The sequence below is a fragment of the Actinacidiphila yanglinensis genome (assembly GCF_900107965.1).
Taxonomy (GTDB): Bacteria; Actinomycetota; Actinomycetes; order Streptomycetales; family Streptomycetaceae; genus Actinacidiphila; species Actinacidiphila yanglinensis.
Genome location: NZ_FNVU01000004.1, coordinates 373,205 through 398,207 on the forward strand (window position 1 = coordinate 373,205; position 25,003 = coordinate 398,207).

Annotated in this window: 20 protein-coding genes; 11 read left to right on the plus strand and 9 right to left on the minus strand. The window is 73.2% G+C overall.

All coding sequences use genetic code 11. The features are described 5' to 3' along the window. Positions 1-19: 19 nt before the first annotated feature. Both C4U44_RS11515 and C4U44_RS11520 read left to right on the plus strand, forming a co-directional pair. Positions 20-1,057 (plus strand): hypothetical protein, encoded by a 1,038-nt coding sequence (locus C4U44_RS11515; RefSeq protein WP_103885603.1) that lies wholly within the window; start codon positions 20-22, stop codon positions 1,055-1,057. Between the two features lie 174 nt (positions 1,058-1,231). Beyond that, a complete protein-coding gene (locus tag C4U44_RS11520) occupies positions 1,232-1,861 on the plus strand; it encodes an HAD family hydrolase (RefSeq protein ID WP_265737318.1) in 630 nt (209 codons plus the stop codon). Here C4U44_RS11520 and C4U44_RS11525 read toward each other — a convergent pair. Next, positions 1,840-2,148 carry a hypothetical protein gene (locus C4U44_RS11525; RefSeq protein ID WP_103885604.1) on the minus strand — a complete coding sequence of 103 codons (309 nt, stop codon included), beginning with the start codon at positions 2,146-2,148 and terminating at the stop codon, positions 1,840-1,842. The genes C4U44_RS11520 and C4U44_RS11525 overlap by 22 nt on opposite strands. Before the next feature lie 254 nt (positions 2,149-2,402). Here C4U44_RS11525 and C4U44_RS43440 point away from each other — a divergent pair, with 254 nt between their 5' ends. Further along, positions 2,403-2,786 carry a cold-shock protein gene (locus tag C4U44_RS43440; RefSeq protein WP_103885605.1) on the plus strand — a complete coding sequence of 128 codons (384 nt, stop codon included), beginning with the start codon at positions 2,403-2,405 and terminating at the stop codon, positions 2,784-2,786. 107 nt (positions 2,787-2,893) lie between these two features. On the opposite strand, the gene C4U44_RS11535 is transcribed toward C4U44_RS43440, so the two are convergent. From C4U44_RS11535 to C4U44_RS11550, 4 genes are all read right to left on the minus strand, one after another. Beyond that, the gene (locus tag C4U44_RS11535; protein WP_103885606.1) at positions 2,894-3,799 is read right to left on the minus strand and encodes a 1,4-dihydroxy-6-naphthoate synthase; all 906 of its coding nucleotides are present in this window, start codon (positions 3,797-3,799) and stop codon (positions 2,894-2,896) included. Then, positions 3,792-4,586, minus strand: a complete 795-nt coding sequence (locus C4U44_RS11540; protein ID WP_103885607.1) for a futalosine hydrolase — start codon at positions 4,584-4,586, stop codon at positions 3,792-3,794. Before C4U44_RS11540 ends, C4U44_RS11535 begins: the two co-directional genes overlap by 8 nt. A gap of 102 nt (positions 4,587-4,688) precedes the next feature. Then, positions 4,689-5,180 (minus strand): hypothetical protein, encoded by a 492-nt coding sequence (locus tag C4U44_RS11545; protein ID WP_200823216.1) that lies wholly within the window; start codon positions 5,178-5,180, stop codon positions 4,689-4,691. 124 nt (positions 5,181-5,304) lie between these two features. Then, complete coding sequence (locus tag C4U44_RS11550) at positions 5,305-6,690, minus strand: MFS transporter (protein ID WP_407642828.1); 1,386 nt, start codon at positions 6,688-6,690, stop codon at positions 5,305-5,307. 252 nt (positions 6,691-6,942) lie between these two features. On the opposite strand from C4U44_RS11550, the gene C4U44_RS11555 reads away from it, so the two are divergent. From C4U44_RS11555 to C4U44_RS11565, 3 genes are all read left to right on the plus strand, one after another. Next, complete coding sequence (locus C4U44_RS11555) at positions 6,943-7,884, plus strand: DUF3027 domain-containing protein (RefSeq protein WP_103885608.1); 942 nt, start codon at positions 6,943-6,945, stop codon at positions 7,882-7,884. Between the two features lie 244 nt (positions 7,885-8,128). Beyond that, a complete protein-coding gene (locus C4U44_RS11560; protein ID WP_235031987.1) occupies positions 8,129-11,509 on the plus strand; it encodes a sacsin N-terminal ATP-binding-like domain-containing protein in 3,381 nt (1,126 codons plus the stop codon). 412 nt (positions 11,510-11,921) lie between these two features. Continuing rightward, positions 11,922-15,047, plus strand: coding sequence for a S53 family peptidase (locus C4U44_RS11565; RefSeq protein ID WP_160145018.1), 3,126 nt, complete (start codon positions 11,922-11,924; stop codon positions 15,045-15,047). Between the two features lie 123 nt (positions 15,048-15,170). Here C4U44_RS11565 and C4U44_RS11570 read toward each other — a convergent pair whose 3' ends face one another. After that, positions 15,171-17,561 carry an HAD-IC family P-type ATPase gene (locus tag C4U44_RS11570; RefSeq protein ID WP_103885611.1) on the minus strand — a complete coding sequence of 797 codons (2,391 nt, stop codon included), beginning with the start codon at positions 17,559-17,561 and terminating at the stop codon, positions 15,171-15,173. A 38-nt stretch (positions 17,562-17,599) separates the two neighbouring features. After that, positions 17,600-17,953, minus strand: coding sequence for a DUF2530 domain-containing protein (locus tag C4U44_RS11575; protein ID WP_103885612.1), 354 nt, complete (start codon positions 17,951-17,953; stop codon positions 17,600-17,602). 183 nt (positions 17,954-18,136) lie between these two features. Here C4U44_RS11575 and C4U44_RS11580 point away from each other — a divergent pair, with 183 nt between their 5' ends. Then, the gene (locus C4U44_RS11580) at positions 18,137-19,591 is read left to right on the plus strand and encodes an NCS2 family permease (RefSeq protein WP_103885613.1); all 1,455 of its coding nucleotides are present in this window, start codon (positions 18,137-18,139) and stop codon (positions 19,589-19,591) included. Here C4U44_RS11580 and C4U44_RS11585 read toward each other — a convergent pair. Beyond that, positions 19,561-19,842 (minus strand): hypothetical protein, encoded by a 282-nt coding sequence (locus C4U44_RS11585; protein ID WP_103885614.1) that lies wholly within the window; start codon positions 19,840-19,842, stop codon positions 19,561-19,563. The two genes, C4U44_RS11580 and C4U44_RS11585, sit on opposite strands and share 31 nt — an antisense overlap. Before the next feature lie 234 nt (positions 19,843-20,076). On the opposite strand from C4U44_RS11585, the gene C4U44_RS11590 reads away from it, so the two are divergent. From C4U44_RS11590 to thpR, 3 genes are all read left to right on the plus strand, one after another. Next, positions 20,077-20,454: a MarR family winged helix-turn-helix transcriptional regulator gene (locus tag C4U44_RS11590; protein ID WP_103885825.1), complete on the plus strand. Its 378-nt coding sequence runs from the start codon at positions 20,077-20,079 to the stop codon at positions 20,452-20,454. Between the two features lie 98 nt (positions 20,455-20,552). After that, on the plus strand, positions 20,553-22,052 hold the full coding sequence (locus C4U44_RS11595) for an MFS transporter (RefSeq protein WP_103885615.1): 1,500 nt from the start codon (positions 20,553-20,555) through the stop codon (positions 22,050-22,052). Beyond that, positions 22,049-22,690, plus strand: a complete 642-nt coding sequence (gene thpR, locus C4U44_RS11600) for an RNA 2',3'-cyclic phosphodiesterase (RefSeq protein ID WP_103885616.1) — start codon at positions 22,049-22,051, stop codon at positions 22,688-22,690. Before C4U44_RS11595 ends, thpR begins: the two co-directional genes overlap by 4 nt. Positions 22,691-22,850: 160 nt before the next feature. On the opposite strand, the gene C4U44_RS11605 is transcribed toward thpR, so the two are convergent. Beyond that, positions 22,851-23,846 (minus strand): aldo/keto reductase, encoded by a 996-nt coding sequence (locus C4U44_RS11605; protein ID WP_103885617.1) that lies wholly within the window; start codon positions 23,844-23,846, stop codon positions 22,851-22,853. Positions 23,847-23,936: 90 nt separating this feature from the next. Here C4U44_RS11605 and C4U44_RS11610 point away from each other — a divergent pair, with 90 nt between their 5' ends. Then, positions 23,937-24,956, plus strand: a complete 1,020-nt coding sequence (locus C4U44_RS11610) for a WD40 repeat domain-containing protein (RefSeq protein ID WP_103885618.1) — start codon at positions 23,937-23,939, stop codon at positions 24,954-24,956. The last annotated feature ends 47 nt before the right edge of the window (positions 24,957-25,003 follow it).

A 25,003-nucleotide genomic window follows, 5' to 3' on the forward strand; every position in this document is an offset into this window, starting at 1 on the left:
CGGCGGAAGGAGCCCGGCGGTGGGCGTGGAGAGCGACCGGCTGGTCTTCGACTACCTGAGCCGGGTCGGCGACCTGGCGCAGACCGCGCTGCCCGCGGCGGACCGGATGCGCCTGGTGAACCAGTTGCGCAAGGACATCGAGCAGGCCCGGGGCGACGGGGACAACCCGGCGTCGGTGCAGCGCATCCTCGGCCGGTTCGGCAGCCCCGACGAGGTGGTCGAGGCGGCGGCGGGCTCCAGCGGCGGCGCAGGATCGGGCCCGGGCGCGACCTCGGGCGCCGGTGCCCACGAGCCGCCGGCCGGGGAGCCCGCGCCCGGTTCGTACGGTCCTTACGCGAAACGGCGGGCGGGCGTGCCGAAGGCGCGCGCGCAGGACGCGCAGGCCCGGCCGCGGGCGCGGGACGGGCGGGAGCCGGAGTGGTGGGGCGGCGGGCTCGGCGAGCCGCGGCTGCGGTCCGGCGACGAGGTGGCGGGGCTGCCGGGGATGACCGGCGGGATCTTCATCCCCTTCGACGACGAGGAATTGGCGGGCAAGGGGCCGGGGGAGGAACTGCCGCGGCTGCCGGGTGCGGTGGCGGAGGAAGCCGGCGACGGGGCGGGCGAGGGCGGGGCCGCTGACGGGGGCGGGCCGGCCGTGGAGGGACCGCGGCGGCGGAAGGGGCTGCGCGGTCTGCTGCGGCCCGGCGGCGGTGCGGGCGGCGGCGCCCGGGCCCGGGTCCGCCGGTGGGGCAGCCCCATGCTGCTGCTCGCCGCGGCGCTCCTGGTCGCCGGGGCGGTGATCGGTTCCTGGATCCCGCTCGGACTGGGCTGGCTGGCCGGCTACCTCTCCCGCGCGCTCACCCGCACGCAGGCCAAGATCGCGGTGTTCGGGGTGCCCGGGGCCACCGCCGTCGGCTACCTGGTCTGGTTCTGGGGGCGGGGCGCGGGGCGCTGGGGCACGCCGGTGGCGCAGGGGCAGATGGGCAACGCCGTCCAGGACGTGCTTCCCACCGCGGTCCGCATCGCCGCGATCGGCTCCGCCGTGTACTTCGTGTGGCGGGCGCGCCGCTCCGCGTGAGTCCGCGTTGAGTTCGCAGGGAGTCCGCGTTGGTTCTGCGTGACCCGCTGCCCTCGGCTCCGGGTGCGCCGGTACCGGCAGCCCTGCGTGAGCCGGCGCTCGCAGTTCGGTGAGCCGGTGCCGGCCGCGGGCCCGGCCGGAGGGGCCGGTTGCCCGGTCGGAGACAATGGCCGGGTGACCAACGACCTCGCCGCCCCGCTGACCGTCGGGTTCGACCTCGACATGACCCTGATCGACTCCCGCCCCGGCATCAAGGCGGTGTGGGACCGGCTGGCCGAGGAGACGGGCACCTTCGTCGACTCGGCGCTGGTCGTGTCCCGGCTCGGCCCGCCGCTGGACGAGGAACTGGCGCACTGGTTCCCGGCGGAGGTCATCGCGGAGATGGGCGACCGCTACCGCACCCTCTACGTGGACCACGCGATCCTGCCGACCACCGCGATGCCCGGCGCGGTCGCGGCGGTCGAGGCGGTGCGCGCGGCGGGCGGCCGCCCGGTGGTGGTGACGGCGAAGCACGGCCCGAACGCGCAACTGCACCTGGACCACCTCGGCATCGACGCGGAGGTGCGCGGCCGGCTGTGGGCGGAGGAGAAGGCCGAGGCGCTGATCGAGTACGGCGCGTCGGTCTACGTCGGCGACCACGTGGGCGACGTGCGCGGGGCGCGTACCGCGGGCGCGCTGTCGGTGGCGGTGCTGACCGGACCGTGCGACGGCGCGGAACTGCTGGCGGCGGGCGCCGACGTGATACTGGCCGACCTGACGGAGTTCCCGGCCTGGCTCGCGGACTACCGCTCCGCGGCGGCCTGACCGCTTTCCGCCTCGCGCGCCATCGCCCGCTCCCGCAGCGCTGCGGTGGCGGCGTTGCTCGCGGCCGCGGCCTGACGCTGGGCGAGCGCGGTCCTCAGCAGCCCCAGCAGGGCCAGGAGCAACCCGAGCCCCATCAGCATCGACACGAAATACGCCGGGGTGGGCAGCCGCTTGGTGTGCAGCAGGAGCGGCGCGATCGTCACGACGGTGCCGACCGTGCCCACCAGGAACGTGATGGCACCGGTGCGGACCAGCAGGTCACCGGGGCCCAGGGTTTGTTTGCTCACCTGACAAGGGTAGGTCCGTGGGGTGGACGGAGTGGAACGGAGCCGGGGTCGGCACGCGTCCTGTCCCGTAGTGACGGTCAGCCGGCCCGCAGCCGACGGACCTTCGGCAGCCCCCTGAGTCCTGGCCCGGGAGTTGCCGGCGGCACTTTCGGGCAATTTCCCAGCACTTCCCGGCGGGTTCGGGTAATTTCGAGTAACTTCAACCAGCTCCGAGAAAATTCGGGCGACACCGAGCAATGAGGACGAGGTCGGACGTGCCTACCGGCAAGGTCAAGTGGTTCAACAGCGAGAAGGGCTTCGGCTTCCTCTCCCGTGATGACGGCGGCGACGTCTTCGTGCACTCCTCGGTGCTGCCCGAAGGAGTGGCCGCCCTCAAGCCCGGCCAGCGCGTGGAGTTCGGCGTGGTCGCGGGACAGCGCGGTGACCAGGCGCTTTCGGTGACGCTGCTCGATCCGGCGCCGTCCGTCGCGGCTGCTCAGCGCCGTAAGCCGGACGAGCTGCTGCCGATCGTGCAGGACCTCACCTCGCTGCTGGAGGACGTGGCGCGCTCGCTGCAGCGCGGCCGCTACCCCGACAAGGCGCACGGCCACAAGATCGCCTCGGTGCTGCGCGTGGTCGCCGACCAGCTCGACGTCTGACCGGCCGGGCCGCTGCATCCCCTTTAGGGAGGCTTTACCGGAACGACCGGTTCCGGTAAAGCCGCGCGGAGTAATTCACGTCACACCTGTCACGAATCCGCGGGTTTTCAGAATGCCAGCGCGCCGGCCGGCAGCGGCGGTACCAGGCCCTCGTCCGCGGCACGGGTGAGCAGCCCGCGGACCGCCGCGTAGCCGTCCTCGCCGAGGTCGGCGGTGAACTCGTTGACGTACAGCGCGATGTGCTGGTCGGCCACCTTCGGGTCCATCTCCTGGGAGTGCGCGAGGACGTACTCCCGGGACAGCTCCGGCTCGTCCCACGCCCGCCGCACCGACGCGCGGGCGGCGTCGGCCAGCTCGCGGAGCCGCTGCTCGCCCAGTGACCGCTTGGCGATGATCGCGCCCAGCGGGATCGGCAGCCCGGTGGTGGCCTCCCAGTGCTCGCCCATGTCCGCGAGCTTGTGCAGGCCGTAGTCCTGGTACGTGAAGCGGGCCTCGTGGATCACCAGGCCGGCGTCGACCCGGCCGTCCCGCACCGCGGGCATGATCTCGTGGAAGGGCAGCACCACGATCTTCCCGACGCCGCCGGCCACCTCCGTCGCCGCCCACAGCCGGAACAGCAGGTACGCCGTCGACCGCTCGCTCGGCACCGCGACGGTCTTCCCCGACAGCTCGGTGCCGGGCTCCCGGGTCAGCACCAGCGGCCCGCAGCCACGGCCGAGCGCGCCGCCGCAGGGCAGCAGGGCGTACTCGTCCAGCACCCACGGCAGCACCGCGTACGACACCTTCAGCACGTCGAACTCGCCGCGCTCGGCCATCCCGTTGGTGAGGTCGATGTCCGCGAACGACACGTCCAGGGCCGGCGCGCCGTCGACCAGGCCGTGCGCCCAGGCGTGGAAGACGAAGGTGTCGTTCGGGCACGGGGAGTACGCGATCCGCAGCGGCTCCTGCCCGCCCCCGGTCCGCCCTTGTGCCGTTGCCCGCGTCGCTGCCTGTGCGCTCTGCTCGTCACCCATGCTCTGTCCCAACTCCCATCGCCCCCGGCAACTTCCCGAACGCGGCCGTGAGGGCCTCCAGCGCCTCGCCGATCCGCCAGGCCGCCCGGTCGCGGGGGCCGACGGCGTTGGACACCGTACGGATCTCCAGCACCGGCAGGCCCGCCGCTCCGGCCGCCTCCGCGACGCCGAAGCCCTCCATCGCCTCGGCCACGGCGCCGGGGTGACGGTCCGCCAGCTCGGCGGCCCGCTCGGCGCTGCCGGTCACCGTGGACACCGTCAGCACCGGCCCGTACGCCGCCGCGAGGACCTCGGCCACCGTCCGGCCCAGGGGCTGCGGGGGCAGGTGCCGCGAGGTGCCGAAGCCCAACTCGGCCACGGGCACGAACCCGTCGGGCGTCTGCGCGCCCAGGTCCGCCGCCACGATCGCGCTCGCCACGGCCACCGAGCCGACCGGTACGGCCGGGGCGAAGCCGCCGCCGATCCCCGCGCTGACCACCAGGTCGTACGGCCGCCCGGCCGCCTCCGCGCGGGCCAGCGCGGCCGCGGTGGTGGCGGCAGCGGCGCCGGGGCCGACGCCGCCGGCCAGCACGGTGGCGTGCAGTGCGAGGGGGTGCGGTGCGGGGGTGGGGCCGGTTGCGGTGGCTGCGGCCTCGAACGGGGTCGCCGGGGCGCCGTCCGCAAGGGAGTCCGTGGTCACCGCGCCGGGTACGAGGGCCGAGGCCAGGCCCGCGGCCGCCGCCTCGCGCTCGGCGGCCACCGCGGTCACCACAAGCAGGCGCCGGACCGGCGAGGTCGTGCCGCTCATGGTCCCACCGCCTCTTCGTTCACGATCCCGCCGGTGCGGGCCTCACCCGGGCCGCCGGGCCCCCGGGCTTCGGCCGCGTCCCGGCGCGGGCCCGGCGCGTGCTCAGTGGTCGCGGCGGAGCTCGAAGGAGATCACCCGGGACACCTTGGAGCCGGAGGTGTCGGCGGACTCGACGATGTTCAACGTCACGCTCTTCACCACGGTGCTCTGGCCGGTCTGCGGGTCCTGCACGTGGAACAACTCCGCGCTGTCCACCGTGAAGTACGTCTTGTCCTTGAGGAGTTCGTCGTTGGCGAGCGAGGTGTTCTGCACGATGAGCCAGCCCTTGTCGGCGATCGCCGGGTCCACGCCGATCCGCACGGTGTCGCCCACCGGCACGGTGATGTGGTGCTTCGGCTTCGCCTGGAGGCAGGCGGCGAACACCTCCTGCGGCAGCAACGCGCCCTTGGCGTAGCACGCCTTGCTCGCCGACGCCATCACGGACTTGCTGCCCACGGTCACCGTCGCCTCTTTGGCGGGCTTGCTGCAGGCGGTGAGGGAGATCAACCCGAGGGAAATGGCACCGAGGGCGGTGGCGGTGCGGCGAATGCTCATGGCAGGAGGCTACCGGGCGGGCCCCTCCGCCCGGCGGCCGGGTGCGCCGTGTCCGCGCAGATGGGGGTGGATGCGGCACAGACGCCGCACAGATGAGACAGGGATGCCGCGCGGACGGCGCGGCTCAGGCCACGCGCGCCTTTGTGGACGACCCGCGCCGTGCGGCCCCGAGCAGCCCGCGCACCGAGACCAAGAAGGCGATCAGCACCAGGCCGGCTGCCGTCGCCATCCCGAGCGAGCCGTTCAGCGGCAGGACGATGCCGATGCCGCCGCCGACCACCCACGACAGCTGGAGCACCGTCTCGGACCGGGCGAAGGCGGAGGTGCGGACCTCCTCCGGCACGTCGCGCTGGATGAGGGCGTCCAGCGACAGCTTCGCCAGTGCCTGCGAGATTCCCGCGGTGGCGGTCACCGCGGCCACCGTGACCAGGCCGAACCAGCCCGCCGCGACGGTCGCCACGGACAGCGCGCAGATCAGCGCCGTCGCGATGATCACCTCGGGCCCGCGGGCCTTCAACCAGGCGCCCAGGGCGGTGCCCAGCGCGTTGCCCGCGCCGGCCGCGACGCCCGCCACCCCGAGCGACAGCGCCGGCGACAGCCCGCCGATCGGATGCTCGCGCAGCATGAACGCCAGGAACATGGTCAGGAAGCCGGACAGCGCGCGCAGCCCGCAGTTGCCCTGCAACGCGTGCAGCACCGACGAGCCGACGCCCAGCAGGCCCGGCTTGCGCCCCGGGATGCCCGACGGCTCCGGCGGCGCCTCCTCGTCGGCGGTCAGCCGCGCCTTCCCCTCGCCGCGGGCGGAGTCCACCTTGCTCGGCAGGGCCATGCACAGCACCGCGCCGAAGATGAAGATCGCGAAGGCGCCATACAGCGGCCACTGCGGGCCGATCAGGTGCAGGCCGGCGCCGATCGGCGCGGCCACCGCGGTGGCCAGCAGACCCGAGAGGGTGACCCGCGAGTTCGCCTTGACCAGGGTCGTGCGGTCCGGCAGCAGCCGCGGCACCACCGCACTGCGGACCACGCCGTACGCCTTGGAACCGACCAGGCTGCCCAGCGCCGCCGGGTACAGGCCGAGCCCGGCGGTCGAGACGACCCCGGCCATCGTCCAGGCGAGCACCGCGCGGGCCACCATCGACATCGCCATCGCGGCCCGGCGGCCGTGCTGCAGGCGGTCCAGGATCGGGCCGATCACCGGCGCGAGCAGGGCGAAGGGTGCCATCGTGATCAGCAGGTACAGCGCCACCCGGTTACGGGCCTCGCCGCTGGGGACCGAGAAGAACACCGTGCTGGCGAGCGCGACCGTGATCATCATGTCGCCCGCGGAGTTGACCGCGTGCAGTTCGATGAGTTTCGCCAGGCCCGACTCGCCCGCGCCGCCGGCGTGTGTCGAGCGGCGGATACGACGGCGCACCGCCCCCGCCGAACGTCCCACGCCGCTCGTGAGGGCGCGCCCGGCCCTGCGTGCGGGCCCTGAGCCCGCGGTCACGGTTCGTGCCACGTCCGCAATCCTGCCCCAATTGGTTCAGGTCGCACCCCCTCCTTTGCGCGCATGGTGCGCACCGGTAGCGTGCGATCACGCAGAATGGGTGACAACAGGTGCGCCCGATGACGCTCGGGCAGGGCCGGGAAGCAGGGAACTCAGGCGTAGAAGCGGTCCGTCGGTCCGCTCCGCCCAGGTTCTCCGCCCTTCGGGTCCGCCCGCCCACGAGCGCACACGTGAGACGGCGTAGAGAGAGAAACGATTTCTGTGAGTCCTGCGATGCGAAGCCGTACCCCTGATCGCCTGTGCGCCGAGGCGGTCGATGTCGCACTGGCCGTGACGAGGGAGGCGGTGGGCGCGGAGTCGGTGGGCGAGCACCTTGGTGTCGTCGCCGAGGGCGACCGGGTGGTCACCCATCTCTTCGCGTGCACCGAAGCCGCCTACCGCGGCTGGCAGTGGGCGACCACGCTCACCCGGGCGTCCCGGGCGAAGGTGGTGACGATCGACGAGACGGTGCTGCTGCCCGGTCCGGACTCCGTGCTGGCCCCGGAGTGGGTGCCCTGGAGCGAGCGGTTGCGGCCGGGCGACATGGGCCCGGGCGACCTGCTGCCCACCGAGGCGGACGACCTGCGGCTGGAGCCCGGGTGGACCGGGGAGGGCGCGAGCGCGGTGACGGCGCCCGCGGAGGTCGCCGAGGTCACGGAGGTCGCCGAGGTCCCGGGCGGCACCGGTGGCGCGGAGGACGCGAAGGCCGAGCGCGCCGGGGCCGCACCTGAGGGCGGCGGCGCGGCCGCCACCGGTCCCGCCGCGGGCGGTACCGGTTCCGGTGGGACCGCGGGCGAGGTGGTCACCGGTGCCCCGAGCATCGCCGAGATCCGCGCGGTCGCCGACCAGCTCGGGCTCGGCCGGGCCCGGGTGCTGTCCCGGTACGGCCTGCACACGGCCGCGGACCGCTGGGAGGAGAACTTCGGCCCCAAGACGCCGATGGCACAGGCCGCGCCCGCCAACTGCGTCAGCTGCGGCTTCCTGGTGCCGATCGGCGGCTCCCTCGGCCAGGCCTTCGGCATCTGCGCCAACGAGTACTCCCCGGCCGACGGCAACCTCGTCTCCCTCGCCTACGGCTGCGGCGGCCACTCCGAGGCCGCGGTGATGCCGAAGACTCCGGAGCCCGCGCCGATGGTGCTCGACGACCTCCACGACGACGACCAGGAGGCGCCCTAAGGCGCGTCCCTCGCCGTAAGGCCCGCGCCGTAAGGCGGCGCGGGTCCGGCGCGGAGCGAGTCGCGGGGACCCGGGAGAGCGTCCCGTCCACGGTCGGGGGGTCGCCGGAAAAGGGGCGGTCGCCGGAAAACGGGCGGACCGGGCAGCGCGGGGGGACGAGGCGCCCCGCAGGCCCGTTTGGCGGTACGGTCAGCCAGAAGGGGCCCGGAGCGGCCGGGACCCGCAGCGTGGAAGAAAGGTCCCAGTGACCCGCCCAGGCGTGATCCGTACGACCCCGGAAGGCCGGCCGGACCCCTTCCGTACCGGTTCCCTGCGCCAGGCCGTGCTGACCGCGTGGTCCGCGTCCGCCGCCCGGTTCCGCGAGGACGCCAACGCCGAGGAGGACCTGGCCCTCGGCGGCCATCGGGACCGCCTGATCGTGGAACTCGCCCAGAACGCCGCCGACGCCGCGACCCGCGCCGGGGTGCCGGGCCGGCTCCGGCTGACCCTGCACGACGCGGACCCGGGTGCCGCCGACGGCACCGGCTCCTCCTTCGCCTGCCTGGCCGCCGCGAACACCGGCGCCCCGCTCGACCCTGCCGCCGTGGAGTCGCTGTCGACGCTGCGCGCCTCGGCGAAGCGCGACGACACCGCCGAGGCGGTCGTCGGCCGCTTCGGCATCGGCTTCGCCGCCGTCCTCGCGGTGACCGACGAGCCCGCCGTGCTCAGCCGCGCCGGCGGCGTGCGCTGGTCGCTCGGCGAGGCCCGCGCGCTGACCGCGGAACTGCCCGACCTGGCCGACGAGTTGCGGCGCCGTGACGGTCATGTGCCGCTGCTGCGGCTGCCGTTCCCCGCCGAGGGGAGCGCCCCCGAGGGGTACGACACCGTGGTGGTGCTGCCGCTGCGCGACGGTTCCGCCGAGGACCTGACGACCCGTCTGCTCGCCGCGGTGGACGACGCGTTGCTGCTCGCGCTGGCCGGCCTGGCCGAAGTGGTCATCGAGACCCCCGAAGGCGTGCGCACCCTGACCCGGCGTCAACTCGACGGCGGGGACGTGCTGATCGAGGACAGCTCCCGCGACGCCCCGACCCGCTGGCGGGTCGACGCGGCCGGCGGCGCCCTCGCCCCCGAACTGCTCGCCGACCGCCCGGTGGAGGAGCGGCTGCGCCCGGTCTGGTCGGTGACCTGGGCGGTGCCGGTGGATCCGGAGGGCGCCCCGGCCGCGCCGCGCACCGCGGGCGTCGTGCACGCGCCCACCCCCACCGACGAACCGCTCGGCCTGCCCGCACTGCTGCTGGCCACCTTCCCGCTCGACCCGACCCGCCGGCACGCCGCGCCCGGCCCGCTCACCGACTTCCTGCTGGACCGCGCCGCGGAGGCGTACGTCCGGCTGCTGGCCGGATGGCGGCCGAGCGGTGCCGGCGTGGTGGACCTGGTGCCCGGACCGCTGGGCAAGAGCACCCTCGACGCCGAACTGCGCCGCCGCGTCCTCGACGCGCTGCCGCGCACGCCGTTCCTGCCGCGCGCCGCGGAGCCCGACCCGGCCGGGCACGAGGCCGGCGGCCCCGCGCCGGACCCGGACGCCTGGGACGACGGCGGCCGGCTGGCGGGGGACGGGCAGGCGCTGCGCCCGGTGGAGGCCGAGATCGTGGAGGGTGCCACCGCCGAGGCGGTCCGGGTGCTCGCCGAGGTGCTGCCGACGCTGCTGCCCGCGAGCCTCGAACGGCGCCCCGCGCTGCGCCAGTTGGGCGTCGCACGGCTCTCCCTGGGCGATGCGGTGGACCGGCTGGCGGGCGCCGAACGCCCCGCCGGCTGGTGGTGGCGGCTCTACGACGCGCTCGCCGGCACCGACTCCGACGTGCTCAGCGGGCTTCCCGTGCCGCTCGCCGACGGCCGTACTGTGGTCGGCCCGCGGCAGGTGCTGCTGCCGGTGCCGGGGGACGGGGACGCGGGGCGGGACCCGGCGCGGGCCGACGAGCTGTACGGCGGGACGGACGTACCCGCCGACGGGCTGGGCGGGTTCGGCGAGCCGGCCGGCCCGGGCGAGAGTACCGAGGGCCTGGAGCACTTCGGGAGCGGGCGCGCTGCCGGTACGGGCGTCGACGGGGTCGATCCGGCCGTCCTCGCGCGGCTCGGCCTGCGGGTCGCCCACGCCGAGGCCGCGCACCCGTTGCTGGAGAAGCTGGGCGCCGCCCCGGCGACGCCCCGCGCGATCCTGACCAGCCCCCAGGTGCGGGCCGCGGTGGCCGCCTCCCTCGACGACGACCACGCCGCCTGGGACGACGAAAGCAGCCTGGACGCCGAGGAGTTGGCGGACGCGGTGCTGGGCCTGGCGGCAGCCGCGGGGCTCGCGCCCGGCGACGAGCCGTGGCTGGCCGCGCTCGCCCTGCCCGACGAGGACGGCGAACTCGCCCCCGCGGGCGAGCTGGTGCTGCCCGGCAGCCCGCTGGAGTCCGTGCTGCGCGAGGGCGAACTCGCCGCCGTCGACGCCGACCTGGCCCTCCGCTGGGGCGAACAGCCGCTCACCGCCGTGGGCGTGCTCGCGACGTTCGCCCTGGTCCGCGCCGCCGACGTGGTCCTCGACCCCGACGACCTCGACCCGCGCGACACCGACTGGGCCGAACCCGACGACGTCGGGCTGCTTGACGCGGTCGACGTGTGGTGCGAGGACGTCCTCGACCAGCTTCCCGAGGCCGACGTGCCGCCGGTCGCCACCGAGGTGATCGGCGTCCGCGACCTCGACCTGGTCGACGACGACGCCTGGCCGCAGGCGCTCGCCCTGCTGTCCCGGCCGCCGCTGCGCGACGCGGTGACCGCGCAGGTGCGGGTTCTGCTCCCCGACGGCACCACGGAGTCCGTACGGCCGTACGCCGCCTGGTGGTTGCGGGACCACCCGGTGCTCGGCGGGCGGCGCCCCGTCGGGCTGCGCGCGGCCGGCGGCGACCGGCTGCTGGCCGGGCTCTACGACGAGGCCGAGACCGACAGCTCCGTCGACGCGCAGGTGCTGCGCGCCCTCGGCGTGCGCACCACGGTCGACGCGCTGCTCACCGAACCCGGTGGCGCCGCCGAACTCCTCACCCGGCTCGCCGACCCCGACCGGCCCGTCGGTCCGGCACAACTCCACCGCCTCTACGCGGCGTTGGCGGAGCTCGATCCGGAACAGGTCACCCTCCCGGACGAGTTGCGGGCGGTGCGCGACGGCGAGGTCGTGGTGGTCGACGCCGGGGACGCGCTGGTCGCCGACGCGCCCGACCTGCTGCCGCTGGCCGACGGGCTGCCGTTGCTGCCCGTACCGCCGCGGCTGGCGGCCGAGTTGGCCGAACTCTTCCAGGTGCGGCGGCTGAGCGAGACGGTCGAGGCGGACGTGGTCTCGCAGGGCGAGCCGCACGACGTGCTGGCGGCCGTGCGCGACCTGCTGCCGGGCGCCCCGGCCACGTACGTCGAGCACGAGGAGCTGCTGCTCACCGGCGGCACCGAGGTGGACTGGCGCTGGGTCGACGGGGTGCTGCACGGCGCCACCGTGGAGGGCGTCGCGGCCGGGCTCGCCTGGGCGGCCGGCCGCTGGGAGCGGCGGTTCGAACTGGCCGCGCTGCTGGAGGACCCGACCCGCACCGAAGAGCTGGCGCAGGCCCGCTGGTTCGACTGACCCGTACCCGTTTCCCCGGGTTGCCCGCTCCGCCGGTTCGGGGACCGGTGGTCGGTGCGCGAAAGCCGCCGATTCACCGCAAGGTCCCCGAACCGGCGGAGGCCGCGTTCAGGAGCGGTACCAAGAAAGAGTAAATTCGCACACCTGATTGACCATTCACTCTCCATAGCTGATACAAAGCAACGCTGGCACTCGCGCACATGAAGGACACCTGTTCTTCACCGCGGTGACACCGCAGGGGGGCTCACGTACAACCAGCGCGGACCGCGAGGCCCGCCGTCTGGGGGAACGAAACTTCAGCATCAACGGCGCAGGCGTGCCCGGTGGGATGGGCGTCCTGCGCGAAGTGCCCTTGCGTGGTGCCGTCGCGGCCGATGCCGCCGGGTGCAGCACACCACGAAGGAGACTGTGCATGGGCATGGCTGGCCGCAGAGCGGGGCGCGTGCGGCGGGGGGCGGGACGGACGGGCGTGTTGGGCCCGGTGGTCGCCGTCGCCACGCTGGCGATGGTCGCGGCGGGGGCACCCGCCGCCGTGGCCGACAGCGGCTCGGGGACCCCCGCGCCGCAGCGGATCGGCGCGGCGCCGCACCTGCCGCACGGCGCGGTGCGCACCACCGCGCCGAGCAGTGACACCGCCCTCGACCTGGGCGTGGTGCTGGCACCGCGGGACCCGGCGGGGCTGAAGAAGTTCATCGCGGACGTGTCGACTCCCGGCTCGCCGCTGTACCACCAGTACCTCAAGCCCGGCACGTTCGGCACGGAGTTCGGGGCCGGCCCCGCGGCCGTCGCCACGGTGCGCACCGCGCTCAAGGCCCAGGGCCTGACCGTCGGCACGCTGGAGTCGGACGGCCTGACGCTGCCGGTGCACACCACGGTCGGCGCGGCCGGCAAGGCGCTGCACACCGGCTTCACCGGCTACCGCACGAGCGACGGCCGGCACGGCGTGGCCAACACCACCGCGCCCTCGCTGCGCGCGGACGCCGCCGCCGACATCTCCGGCATCACCGGTCTGAACACGCTCGCCCAGGTCCACTCGCACCTCGCCGCCAAGCCCGCGGCCAAGGTGGTCGCTCCCGCATCCGCCGGGTCCCAGGCGTCCGGCACGGTCTCCCCGCACATCGCGGGCAAGACCCCGGTGCTGTGCTCGAGCATCAAGTCCCTGCTCACCAGCGGCGGGGTTTCCGACGGCACCGACTACTGGAGCGCGAGCACGCTGGCGAGCGCCTACGGCATGGCCAACCAGCCGAACGTCGGCACCGGCGTGTCCGTCGGCATCTTCGAGCTGGAGAACTACAGCACAAAGGACATCGCCGCCTACCAGTCCTGCTACGGCACCAAGGTGTCGGTCAGCGCGGTCAAGGTCGACGGCGGCCCGAAGATCGCGGCCAACGCCAACATCGGCTACGGCATGGAGTCCGCCCTCGACATCGAGGACCTCATCGGCCTCGTGCCCCAGGCGTCCCTGCTGGTCTACCAGGGCCCGGACGCGGAGAACGCGACCGAGCAGAACGTCCTGGACGTCTACCAGAAGATGGTCAGCGACGACCGCGCCAAGGTGATCTCCAGCAGCTGGGGCGGATGCACCGTCGACCAGACGGACGCCTTCATGTCCGCGGAGAGCCTGATCTTCGAGCAGGCCGCGGCGCAGGGCCAGACCGTCACCGCGGCGTCCGGCGACTCCGGTTCCTCGGACTGCTGGTACGACCCGAACAACACCGGCACCAGCCTCGACCCGAACGGCTCGCTGCTCTCGGTGGACGACCCGGCCGGCCAGCCGTACGTCCTGTCGGTCGGCGGCACCCGGATGACCGGGTCCGGCGGCAGCACCCAGCGCACCTGGAACAGCGAGGAAGTCGGCCGGGACGCCGACGACCTCAACCCCGGTGCCACGGGCGGCGGCGTGTCGACCGCGTGGAGCATGGACGCCACCACCGACTACCAGACCGGGGTCACCGCTCCCGGGTACGCCGACGTCTGCAACGCGCCCGCGGGTGAGACCTGCCGCCAGGTACCGGACGTGTCGGCGCTGGGTGACCCGAAGACCGGCTACCTGATCGCCGCCGGGTACACCTCGGCGGAGGGTCAGCCCTGGTACATCATCGGTGGCACCAGCGGTGCCTCGCCGACGTGGGCCGCGCTCGCGGCGCAGGCCGACCTGGACCTCGGCTGCGCCGCCAACGGCCCGGTGGGCTTCGTCAACCCGGCGCTGTACAAGCTGCCGTCCTCGGCGTTCCGCGACATCACCACGGGTACCAATTACCTCGCCCACACCGGCGCCCAGCCGGCCGGCTCCTACAGTGCGGCGAGCGGCGCCGGCTACGACCTGGCCACCGGGCTGGGCACGCCGCACGCGCGCAGCGTCATCTCGGGCCTGTGCACGGCGGTGCCGCAGACGCAGGCGGGGACCTTCACCTCGGTGAACCCGACCCGCATCCTGGACACCCGGCACGACATCGGCCGCTCCGGCACCTCGCCGGTCGCCGCCGACGGCACCGTGTCCCTCCAGGTCGCCGGCAGCGCCGGCGGCGCGGTGCCCGCGACGGGCGTGACGGCCGTGGTGCTCAACCTGACCGTCACCGACACCAAGGCCGGCGGCTACCTCACCGCCTACCCGGACGGCACCCCGAGGCCCACCGCCTCGAACCTCAACTGGGTCACGGGCCGTACGGTGCCGAACCTGGTGGTCGTGCCGGTCGGCGCGGACGGCAAGGTCGACCTGTACAACGCCAGCAGCGGGACGACCCACCTGGTCGCGGACGTCTTCGGCTACTACTCCACCGCGACCGACGGTGCGACGTACTACCCGACCGGCCCGACCCGGGTGCTCGACACCCGCTCGAAGGTCGGCGTCACCACGACCACACCGGTGAAGTCCAACGGCGTGCTGTCGCTCCAGATCGCGGGCGCCGGCGGGGTTCCTGCCACGGGCGCGACCGCGGTGGTGCTCAACGTCACCGCGACCGGCCAGACCTCCACCGGCCACCTGATCGCCTACCCCGACGGCACGACCCGTCCCGAGTCCTCGAACCTGAACTGGCTCAAGGGCAAGACGGTGCCGAACCTGGTGGTCATGCCCGTCGGCGCGGACGGCAAGGTCGACTTCTACAACGCCAGCACCGGGACGACCCACTTCGTGGCGGACGTCTTCGGCTATTACTCGGCCGACACCGGCGGCGCGCTGTACCACACGGCCGGCCCGACCCGGCTGCTGGACACCCGTACCGGTGTCGGCGCGTCCAAGGCGGGGGCGCTGGCGTCGACCAGCACCCTGGCGCTCAGCCTGAACGACGGCAACGTGCTGGCGCACGCCAAGGCGGTCGTCCTCAACGTGACCGTGGTCAGCGGCACCAGCGACGGCGCCTACCTGGTCGTCTACCCGGACGGGACCACCCGGCCGACGGCGTCCAACCTCAACTGGTCGAAGGGGCAGACGATCGCCAACCTCGTCACGGTCCCGGTCACCGACGGGAAGGTCGACTTCCACGTCAACACCGGCTCGGTGCAGGTGGTCGCGGACCTCTTCGGGTACTACACGTGACCGTCTCCGGCTGAGCCGAAGCCTCTCCGGCTGAACCGACGTATCGGGGCCGGCGCCACCCGCGAGGGCGGCGCCGGCCCCGCTGCCGTACCGGGCGCCACCGCCCTTGCGCCCAGAGGGCGTTCAACTCTGGGCTCGGGCCTCACGGCGGCTGACCCATGCCCAGCAGAACTCCAGCACCACCCCGCCGGCCGCGGCGATCCCCACCGCGGTCCACGGCACCTCGTCACCGACCAGCCGCAGAGCGAAGAACCTCTGCAGCCACGGCACGCCCAGCACCACCACGAAGCCCAGCACCATCGCGAGGACCAGGCCGATCCGCCACCACGTGTACGGCCGGGCCACGATCGCCAGCACCCACACCTCCATCAGGAACAGCGTGAGCGTCGCCGCGCTGGTCTCCGCGTCCAACGCGCCCGCGCCGGTGTAGTGGTGGCGGGCCACCAGGTACGCGACGAAGGAAGCGACGGCGCAGACCACGCCGGCCGGGGTGGAGTAGCGCATCACCCGGCCGACGAAGTCGGGTCTGGCCCGCTCCTTGTTCGGCGCCAGCGCCAGGAAGAAGGACGGCACCCCGATCGTCAGCGTCGACAGCAGCGTCAGATGGCGCGGCAGGAACGGGTACGGGATCTGCCAGAACACCACCAGCAGCGCAAGCAGCACCGAGAACACCGTCTTGGTGAGGAACAGCGTGGCGACACGGGTGATGTTGCCGATGACCCGCCGCCCCTCGGCGACCACGTACGGCAGCGTGGAGAAGCTGTTGTCCAGCAGCACGATCTGCGCGACCGCGCGGGTGGCCTCCGACCCGGAGCCCATCGAGACGCCGATGTCCGCGTCCTTGAGGGCGAGTACGTCGTTGACGCCGTCGCCGGTCATCGCCACGTTGTGCCCGCGGGACTGGAGCGCGCCGACCATGTCGCGCTTCTGCTGCGGGGTGACCCGGCCGAAGACGGCGCCCTCGTCCAGCACTTCGGCCATCTCGTCCCGGCCGGCCGGCAACCGCCGGGCGTCGACGGGCCGTTGCGCGCCCGGCATCCCGAGCTTCGCGGCGACCGCGCCGACCGACACCGCGTTGTCGCCGGAGATCACCTTGGCGTGCACGCCCTGCTCGGCGAAGTACCGCAGGGTGTCGCCCGCGTCCGGCCGCAGCCGCTGTTCCAGCACCACCAGGGCCTGAGGGACGATCTCCGCCGCCGCCCGCGGGTCGTCCAACTCCCGCTCGGTGCGCCCGACGAGCAGCACCCGCAGCCCCTCGTCGTTGAGCCGGTCCACCTCCGCCAGCGCGTCGTGCCCCTCGGGCAGCAGGACGTCGGGGGCGCCCAGCAGCCAGCGGGCGGCGCCGCCGCCGGGCTCGGTGAAGGCGGCGCCGCTGTACTTGCGGGCGGAGCTGAACGCCAGGGTGCCGGTGCCCCGCCAGCCCTCGGCCAGTGCGGGCGGATAGGACGCGACGATCGCCTGGAGGCTGGCGTTGGGGTGCGGGTCGGAGCGGCCGAGGGCGGCGAGCACCCGGCCGACGAAGGCCTCGTCGGCGCCGTCGAGCATCCGCAGCCCGGTCACGTCCATCCCGCCCTCGGTGAGCGTGCCCGTCTTGTCCAGGCAGACCACGTCCACCCGGGCCAGGCCCTCGATCGCGGGCAACTCCTGCACCAGGCACTGACGGCGGCCGAGCCGCACCACGCCGATCGCGAACGCCACCGACGTCAGCAGCACCAGCCCCTCGGGCACCATCGGCGCGATGCCGCCGACCGTACGGCGCACCGCCTCGCGCCAGTCGTGGTTCTCCACCGTGAACTGGCTGATGATCAGGCCGACCGCGGTCGGCACCATCATCCACGTCACCCACTTGAGAATCCGGCTGATGCCGTTGCGCAGCTCGGAGTCGACCAGGGTGAAGCGCGACGCCTCCTCCGCGAGCTGCGCCGCGTACGCCTCGCGGCCGACCTTCGTGGCGGTGAACGCGCCGCCGCCGGCGACCACGAAGCTGCCGGACATCACCTCGTCCCCGGGGCGCTTCAGCACCGGGTCGGCCTCACCGGTCAGCAGCGACTCGTCGATCTCCAGCCCGTCCGCCTCCGCGAGGCGCCCGTCCACCACGACCTTGTCGCCGGGGCTCAGCTCGATCAGGTCGTCGAGCACGATCTCGGAGGTGCCGATCTCCGTGGCCGTGCCGTCCCTGCGCACCATCGGCCTGGCCTCGCCGATCACCGCGAGGCTGTCGAGGGTGTGCTTGGACCGCAGCTCCTGGAAGATCCCGATCGCGGTGTTCGCCACGATCACGAACCCGAACAGGCCGTCCTGGAGGGGACCCACCACCAGGATCACCAGGAAGAGCACGCCGATGATTGCGTTGAACCGGGTGAGGACGTTCGCTCGGACGATCTCGGTGGTCGAGCGCGACGAGCGCACCGGAACGTCGTTGACCTCGCCCCGCTCGACCCGCTGTGCGACCTGGTCACTGCTCAGCCCGGGCAGTCGGGCAGGCACGACCTCGGTGTCCGCGCGTTCCGTCATGGTGCTGACGGTACGTGCAGGGGGTGGCTTCTACCCGTTCACCCGTTCTGCGGCTTTTTCGAGCCGGGGCCGGAGTCGGAGCTGGCCCCGGGGTCGGCGAGCGTCGCACCCGGCGCGGCGGAGACGTCGGGCGCCGGCTCGGCGGCGGCCCGGGCGCGGGCGATCGCGTCGCGCCGGGCCCGGACGTACATCAGGCCCAGCAGTCCGCACGCGCCGCCGGCCAGGCAGGTCCAGATGAACCAGGTGTGCCCGTGGTCGGAGTACCAGCCGTAGAAGGGGAGCTGGACGAAGAAGAGCACGAACCAGATGATCACGCCGACGGTGATCGTCGCGACGTCGTTGGCCTCCAGCGGCTCGGGGGCCTCGCGCAGGGGGGTCCGCTCCTTGCTCATGGCCCCATCGTATGCGGCCATGCAGGGGGCTCAGAAGGGCGGGGTCGCCCCGAGGGCACCGGCCTCTACGCGCGGAGATAGCGTCTGGTTTCCTGTTTGTTCATACTGAAACGGTCACTCGTTGACCGAAATCATTCGTACGATCGCCCAACCCCTGGCGATAAAAGCACCCTGAGGACCCGCATGTCCCCCACGGCCCCCGCTCCGGTCGACGCGCGCCCGCCCCTCGGCGGGCCGCCTGCCGCCGGCCTGGACCGCTACTTCCGCATCTCGGAGCGCGGCTCCTCCATCCCCCGCGAGATCCGCGGCGGGCTGGCGACGTTCTTCGCGATGGCGTACATCATCGTGCTGAATCCGATCATCCTCGGCTCGGCCACCGACAAGTTCCACCACCACCTGCAGGGCGGCCAGCTCGTCACCGCCACCGCCGTCACGGCCGCCTTCACCACGCTGCTGATGGGCGTCATCGGCAACGTGCCGGTCGCGCTTGCCGCCGGCCTGGGCGTCAACACGGTGGTCGCCCTCCAGCTCGCCCCGCGGATGAGCTGGGCGGACGCGATGGGCATGGTGGTGCTCGCCGGCCTGGCGATCATGCTGCTGGTGGCGACCGGGCTGCGGGAACGCGTCATGAGCGCGGTGCCGCTGGGGCTGCGCAAGGGCATCGCGATCGGCATCGGCCTGTTCATCCTGCTGATCGGCCTGGTCGACTCCGGCTTCGTCACCCGCATCCCGGACGCGGCCCACACCACGGTGCCGGTCCAGCTCGGCAGCGACGGCCACCTCACCGGCTGGCCCGTGCTGATCTTCGTGCTCGGCACCCTGCTGACCCTGGGCCTGATCATCCGCAAGGTCTCCGGCGCCATCCTGATCTCGATCGTCACGATGACGGTGCTCGCGGTGGTGGTCGACCGGGTCGCCCACGTACCGGCCGCGAACTGGGGGCTGACCGTCCCCAAGTGGCCGGGTGACCCGGTCGCCAACCCCGACTTCGGCCTCATCGGCAAGGTCAGCCTCTTCGGCGGCTTTCACGAGGTCGGCGTGCTCACCGGCATCCTGTTCGTCTTCACGGTGCTGCTGTCCTGCTTCTTCGACGCCATGGGCACCATCCTGGGCGTCAGCGACGAGGCCGGTCTGCTGAACGAGAAGGGCGACCTGCCGGGCATGAGCAAGGTGCTGATGATCGACGGCATCGCAACCGCCGCGGGCGGCGCGACCTCCTCCTCGGCGAACACCTGCTTCGTGGAGTCGACCGCCGGGGTCGGCGAGGGCGCCAGGACCGGCCTGGCCAGCGTCGTCACCGGTCTGATGTTCGTGCTCGCGCTCTTCCTGTCGCCACTGGCGGAGATGGTGCCCGCGCAGGCCGCGACCCCCGCGCTGGTCGCCGTCGGCTTCCTGATCCTGTCCGGCTCGATCAGGGAGATCGACTGGAGCGACTACACCCTCGCCATCCCGGCCTTCCTGACGATGGTGCTGATGCCGTTCACGTACTCCATCACCAACGGCATCGGCATCGGCTTCATCACCTTCTGCGTGCTGCGTACCGTGGCCGGGCGCTGGCGCGAGGTGCCGGTCGCGCTCTACCTGGTGGCCGCGGTCTTCACCTTCTACTACCTGATGCCCGCCCTCGGCCTGGTCTGAGCGCGGGGAACCCCCGCCGGGTCCCGGGCGGCCGGGCCCGGCCCGCCGGGGGGTTCCCGGTCGGGCTGCGGCGCGGCGGCGTAGAAGCGGTCGGTCTCCTCGACCGCCGTCTGGAAGCGTTCGTCGAAGTCGTCGCGGATGAGCGTCCGCACCACGTAGTCCTGGGCGCTCATCCCGCGGCGGGCGGCATGGTCGCGGATCCGGTCCCACAGTTCTGCGTCAATCCGGAGGCTGAGCACTCTCGATGCCATGCGACCACCGTCCCCGCACATCACGGGCGGGCGTGTCGCTTTCCGCGCCAATATCACCCGTACGGGTGAGATGCGGGGGGTGCGAGGTTTGGGCCCGGGTTCGGCCCCTCACGGGTGGCCGCGGAACTGTTTCGCGCCGATTGTACTTAGCCAAAGTAATAAGCTAAGCTAAACAACGTGAGCGAACTGTCCGAGGACGACCGCGCAGCGGTGAGCGATGTGCGCAGCGCAGTCATGCGACTGTCGCGGCGGCTGCGCAACCAGCGCGTCGACGAGTCGCTGAGCCCCACCGAGATGTCGGTGCTGGGCACCCTGGCCCGCTGCGGCTCCGCCACGCCGGGGGAGCTGGCCCGCAAGGAGCACGTCCAGCCGCCGTCGATGACCCGCATCGTGGCGATGCTGGAGGGCAAGGGACTGGTCCGCCGGGAACCGCATCCGGACGACCGCCGCCAGGTGGTGGTGAGCCGCACCTCGCAGGCCGAGGCGATGCTCGCCGAGAGCCGCGACCGGCGGAACGCCTGGCTGGCCGAACTGGCCGAAGGACTCACCGACGAGGAGCGGGCGATCCTGCGCCAGGCCGCCCCCGTCCTGGAGAAGTTGGCTCACCTGTGAACCGCAGGTCATCGCGCGACCCGCGCGTGACCGCCCCCGCGGCGAGCCCCGATGGGGCCGCCGCGCCGTCATGACCAGGAAAGGCAGGCGAGTACCGATTGAGTTCGGCAGCCGGACCAGACACCGCAACCGAACCTGACCGTCCCGCGGAGAAGACGGGCACCTTCAGCTCGCTCAAGATCCGCAACTACCGGCTCTTCGCGACCGGTGCCGTGATCTCCAACACGGGCACCTGGATGTCGCGTATCGCCCAGGACTGGCTGGTGCTGAGCATCACCGGCTCGTCCTTCGCCGTGGGCATCACCACCGCGCTCCAGTTCCTCCCGATGCTGCTGTTCGGCCTGTACGGCGGCGTCATCGCCGACCGCTATCCCAAGCGCAAGATCCTGCTGTGCACCCAGTTCGCCCTCGGCGTGCTCGGGCTGATGCTGGCCGCCCTCACCCTGTCCGGCGTCGTCCAGGTCTGGCACGTCTACGCGATCGCCTTCCTCCTCGGCATGGTCACCGTCATCGACAACCCCACCCGGCAGACCTTCGTCGTGGAGATGGTCGGGCCCGAGGTGGTGCGCAACGCCGTCTCCCTGAACGCCGCGAACTTCCAGGCGGCCCGCCTCGTCGGCCCCGCGGTCGCCGGTGTGCTGATCACCGCCGTCGGCAGCGGCTGGGCCTTCCTGATCAACGGCCTGTCCTTCATCGCCCCGCTCACCGGCCTGCTGCTGATGCGCACCTCCGAGCTGCACAAGATCGAACGCGCCCCGCGCGGCAAGGGCCAGCTCCGCGAGGGCCTGCGCTACGTCGCCGGCAAGCCGGAGCTGATCTGGCCGATCGTGCTGGTCGGCTTCATCGGCACGTTCGGCTTCAACTTCCCGATCTGGCTGTCCGCCTTCGCCAACAAGGTCTTCGACGCGGGCGCCAGCACCTACGGGCTGTTCAACACCCTGATGGCCGCCGGGTCCCTGATCGGCGCCCTGCTCGCCGCACGCCGCACCCGCACCCGCCTGCGGATGCTGGTCGCCGCCGCCCTGGTCTTCGGCATGCTGGAGGTCCTGGCCTCCGTCGCCCCGACCTTCTGGCTGTTCGCGATCCTCCTGGTGCCGATCGGCGTGTTCGGGCTGACCTTCAACACCACCGCGAACGCCACCGTCCAGCTCGCCACCGACCCGGTCATGCGCGGCCGGGTGATGAGCCTGTACATGATGGTCTTCGTCGGCGGCACCCCGGTCGGCGGCCCGGTGATGGGCTGGGTCACCGACAACTTCGGCGCCCGGATCGGCTTCCTGTCCGGCGGTCTGGTCTCCGCCGCCGGTGCGGTCGGGGTCGGGCTGGTGCTCGCCCGGGCCGGCGGCCTGCGGCTGCGGGTGAACCTACGGCCCGGCCGGCGCGGCAACCAGCCGCTGATCGCCTTCGTCCCCAAGGGCCAGCGCGCCGACGAGGGCTCCGGGGCCGGCGGTTCGTCGGCGAGCCCGGCACTGGAGGCGCCCGACGCGCCCGAGACGCCCGACGCGGAGGGCGGCCCGGGGTCAGGTACCCGAGGGGCTACATCGGGCCCCGAGGCAGCCTCCGACTCCTCCGGCGGCCGCCTGACCTCCGCCGCATGAGACTCTTCACGGCGGTCCTGCCGCCTCCGGCCGCGGTGGCCGAACTCACCGCGGCGCTCGCACCCGTGCGGCGCCTGCCCGGCGCGCGGGATCTGCGGTGGACCGCCACCGACGGCTGGCACCTCACCCTCGCGTTCCTCGGTGAGGTGCCCGACGACGTACGCCCCGAACTCGACGAACGCCTCGCCCGCGCCGCCCGCAGGCACGAGCCGCACACCCTGCGACTGGCCGGCGCCGGCCACTTCGGGGACAGTGCCCTGTGGACCGGTGCGGAGGGGGACGTGCGCGCCCTGTCCCACCTCGCCGGGTCCGTGCGGGCCGCGGCCCGCCGCGCCGGGGCTCCGCCCGCCGGCGAGCAGCACGCCTTCCTGGCCCATCTGACCCTCGCCCGCACCCCGCGCTCCGCCCGGGTGCCCCTGCGGCCCCTCGTGGACGCCCTGGCCGCCTTCCAGGGCTCCTCCTGGAGCGTCGACACCCTCGCCTTGGTCGCCAGCGTCCCGCCGCGCTCCGGGGTGCCGGGGGAGCAGCCGCACTACGACACTCTGGCCGTCTTCCCGCTCGGCCGCACGCAGCGCCCGGGTCAGGGCCCCGGGCAGGGTGAGGGCCCGGGCGGCGGCCCGGCGGGCGCGGACGGATAACCTCGGAGCGTGGACCCCAAGACCCGCACCCGCGTGATGACCGCCGCCTTCGTCCTGCTGCTGGCGGTGGTGGTCGTGGCCGCCGCGGTCCACTGACCCCGGCGGCCCACGCCCGGCACCCGACGCTTCGCCCGTGCCCGCCGCTCGGTCCCGGCCCCTGTTACCAGGCGAAGGACTCCGGAGACGCCCCCGGGCCCGGGAAGATCTCGTCGAGCGACGCGAGGAACTCCTCCGACAGCTCCAGCTCCACCGCCCGCAGCGCCGAGTCGAGCTGCCCCTGCACCCGCGGGCCCACGATCGGCCCGGTCACGCCCGGCCGGGTCAGCAGCCACGCCAGGCCCACGTCACCCGGGTCCATCCCGTGCTTGTCGCACAGGTCCTCGTACGCCTGGATCTGGTCGCGCTGCTGGGGCGACTTCAGCGCGTCCGCGCTGCGGCCGCCGACGGAGCGCGAGCCGCCGCCCTCCCGCTGCTTGCGCAGCGCGCCGCCGAGCAGCCCGCCGTTCAGCGGCGACCACGGGATCACCCCCAGGCCGTAGTGCTGCGCCGCCGGGATCACCTCCATCTCGGCGTCACGCACCGCCAGGTTGTACAGGCACTGCTCGCTGACCAGGCCGAGCGAACCGCGGCGGGCGGCTGCCTCGTTGGCCTGGGCGATGTGCCAGCCGGCGAAGTTGCTGGATCCGGCGTAGAGGATCTTGCCCTGCTGGACGAGGACGTCGATCGCCTGCCAGATCTCCTCCCACGGCGTGGCCCGGTCGACGTGGTGGAACTGGTAGACGTCGATGTAGTCGGTGCGCAGCCGCTTCAGGCTCGCGTCCACCGCGCGGCGGATGTTCAGCGCGGAGAGCCGGTCGAAGTTCGGCCACTCCTCGCCCTCGGCCGCCATGTTTCCGTAGACCTTGGTGGCCAGCACGGTCTTCTCCCGCCGGCCGCCGCCCTGGGCGAACCAGCTGCCGAGGATCTCCTCGGTGCGGCCCTTGTCGGCGCCCCAGCCGTAGACGTTGGCGGTGTCGAAGTAGTTGACCCCGGCGGCGAGTGCCGAGTCCATGATGGCGTGGCTGTCCGCCTCGTCGGTCTGCGGACCGAAGTTCATCGTGCCGAGTACCAGGCGACTGACCTTGAGGCCCGTGCGTCCGAGCTGTGTGTACTTCATGACACCAAAGACAAGCTCTTCGAGTGCGCTCGAATCAAGGGGGGCACTCGGTTGACGCCCCACCCAGGGGCGGATGGCACGCTTGGGGCCATGCGTACGTACCTTCCGGTGGCCGCCGCCGGCGCCGTCCTCGCCCTGAGCTGCGCCTCGACCACCCCCGCGATCGCCGACAGCGGGCCTTCCGCGGCGTTCCGGATCAGCGATCCGCGGATCACCGAGTCCAGCGGCCTGGCTGCCAGCAAGCTGCACCCGGGCGTGTACTGGACGCACAACGACAGCGGGGACGGACCCTACGTCTACGGCGTGGACGCGGCCACCGGGAAGACCGTCGCCACCCTCACCATGCGCGGCATCCACCCTCGCGACGTCGAGGCGATCTCGCTCGGCCCCGACGGTGACCTGTACGTCGCCGACATCGGCGACAACCTCGACGGAGCCTGGTCCGAGGTGTGGATCTACCGATTCCCCGAACCGCGCAACCTCACCAGCCAGACCGTCGACGTCACCCGCTTCACCGTGCGGTACGACGACGGGCCGCGCAACGCCGAGGCTCTGATGGTGCAGCCCAAGACCGGCCGGGTCTACATCGCCAGCAAGAACGAGAAGGGCGGGCATCTCTACGAGGGCCCCGCCCAGCTCAGCAGCACGGGCGTGAACGTCTTCAAGCGGATCGGGGACGTCCCGTGGGTCACCGACGGGGCCTTCTCCCCGGACGGCAGCCGCCTGGTGCTGCGCGGCTACCTGTGGGCCATCGACTACCGGTGGGTCGACGGCCGGCCTCGCAAGATCGACTCCCTCGGACTCCCTATCCAGCCCCAGGGCGAGTCCGTCACCTTCACACCCGACGGCCGCTCGCTGCTGTACGGCAGCGAGGGCAAGGACAGCGAGGTGTGGAAGGAGGGCCTGAGCGGGGACGAACTGCCGGACAGCGTCACCCCGGTGGCGCATGCCACCCCGACGCCGTCCGCGACATCGCCGCGCCCGGCCGCGGACGCCGGCGTGAAGAAGGCCGACAACTCCGGTGGCAGGACGGTCGGGTTCATCGTGCTCGCGGCCATCGCCGCCGCCGGCTACGGCCTGCGCAGGGTGGCTCGCCGCCGACGCGGCTGACGCACGATGAGGTCCGGATGCCGGACCACCCGTGAGGGCCGCCGCGG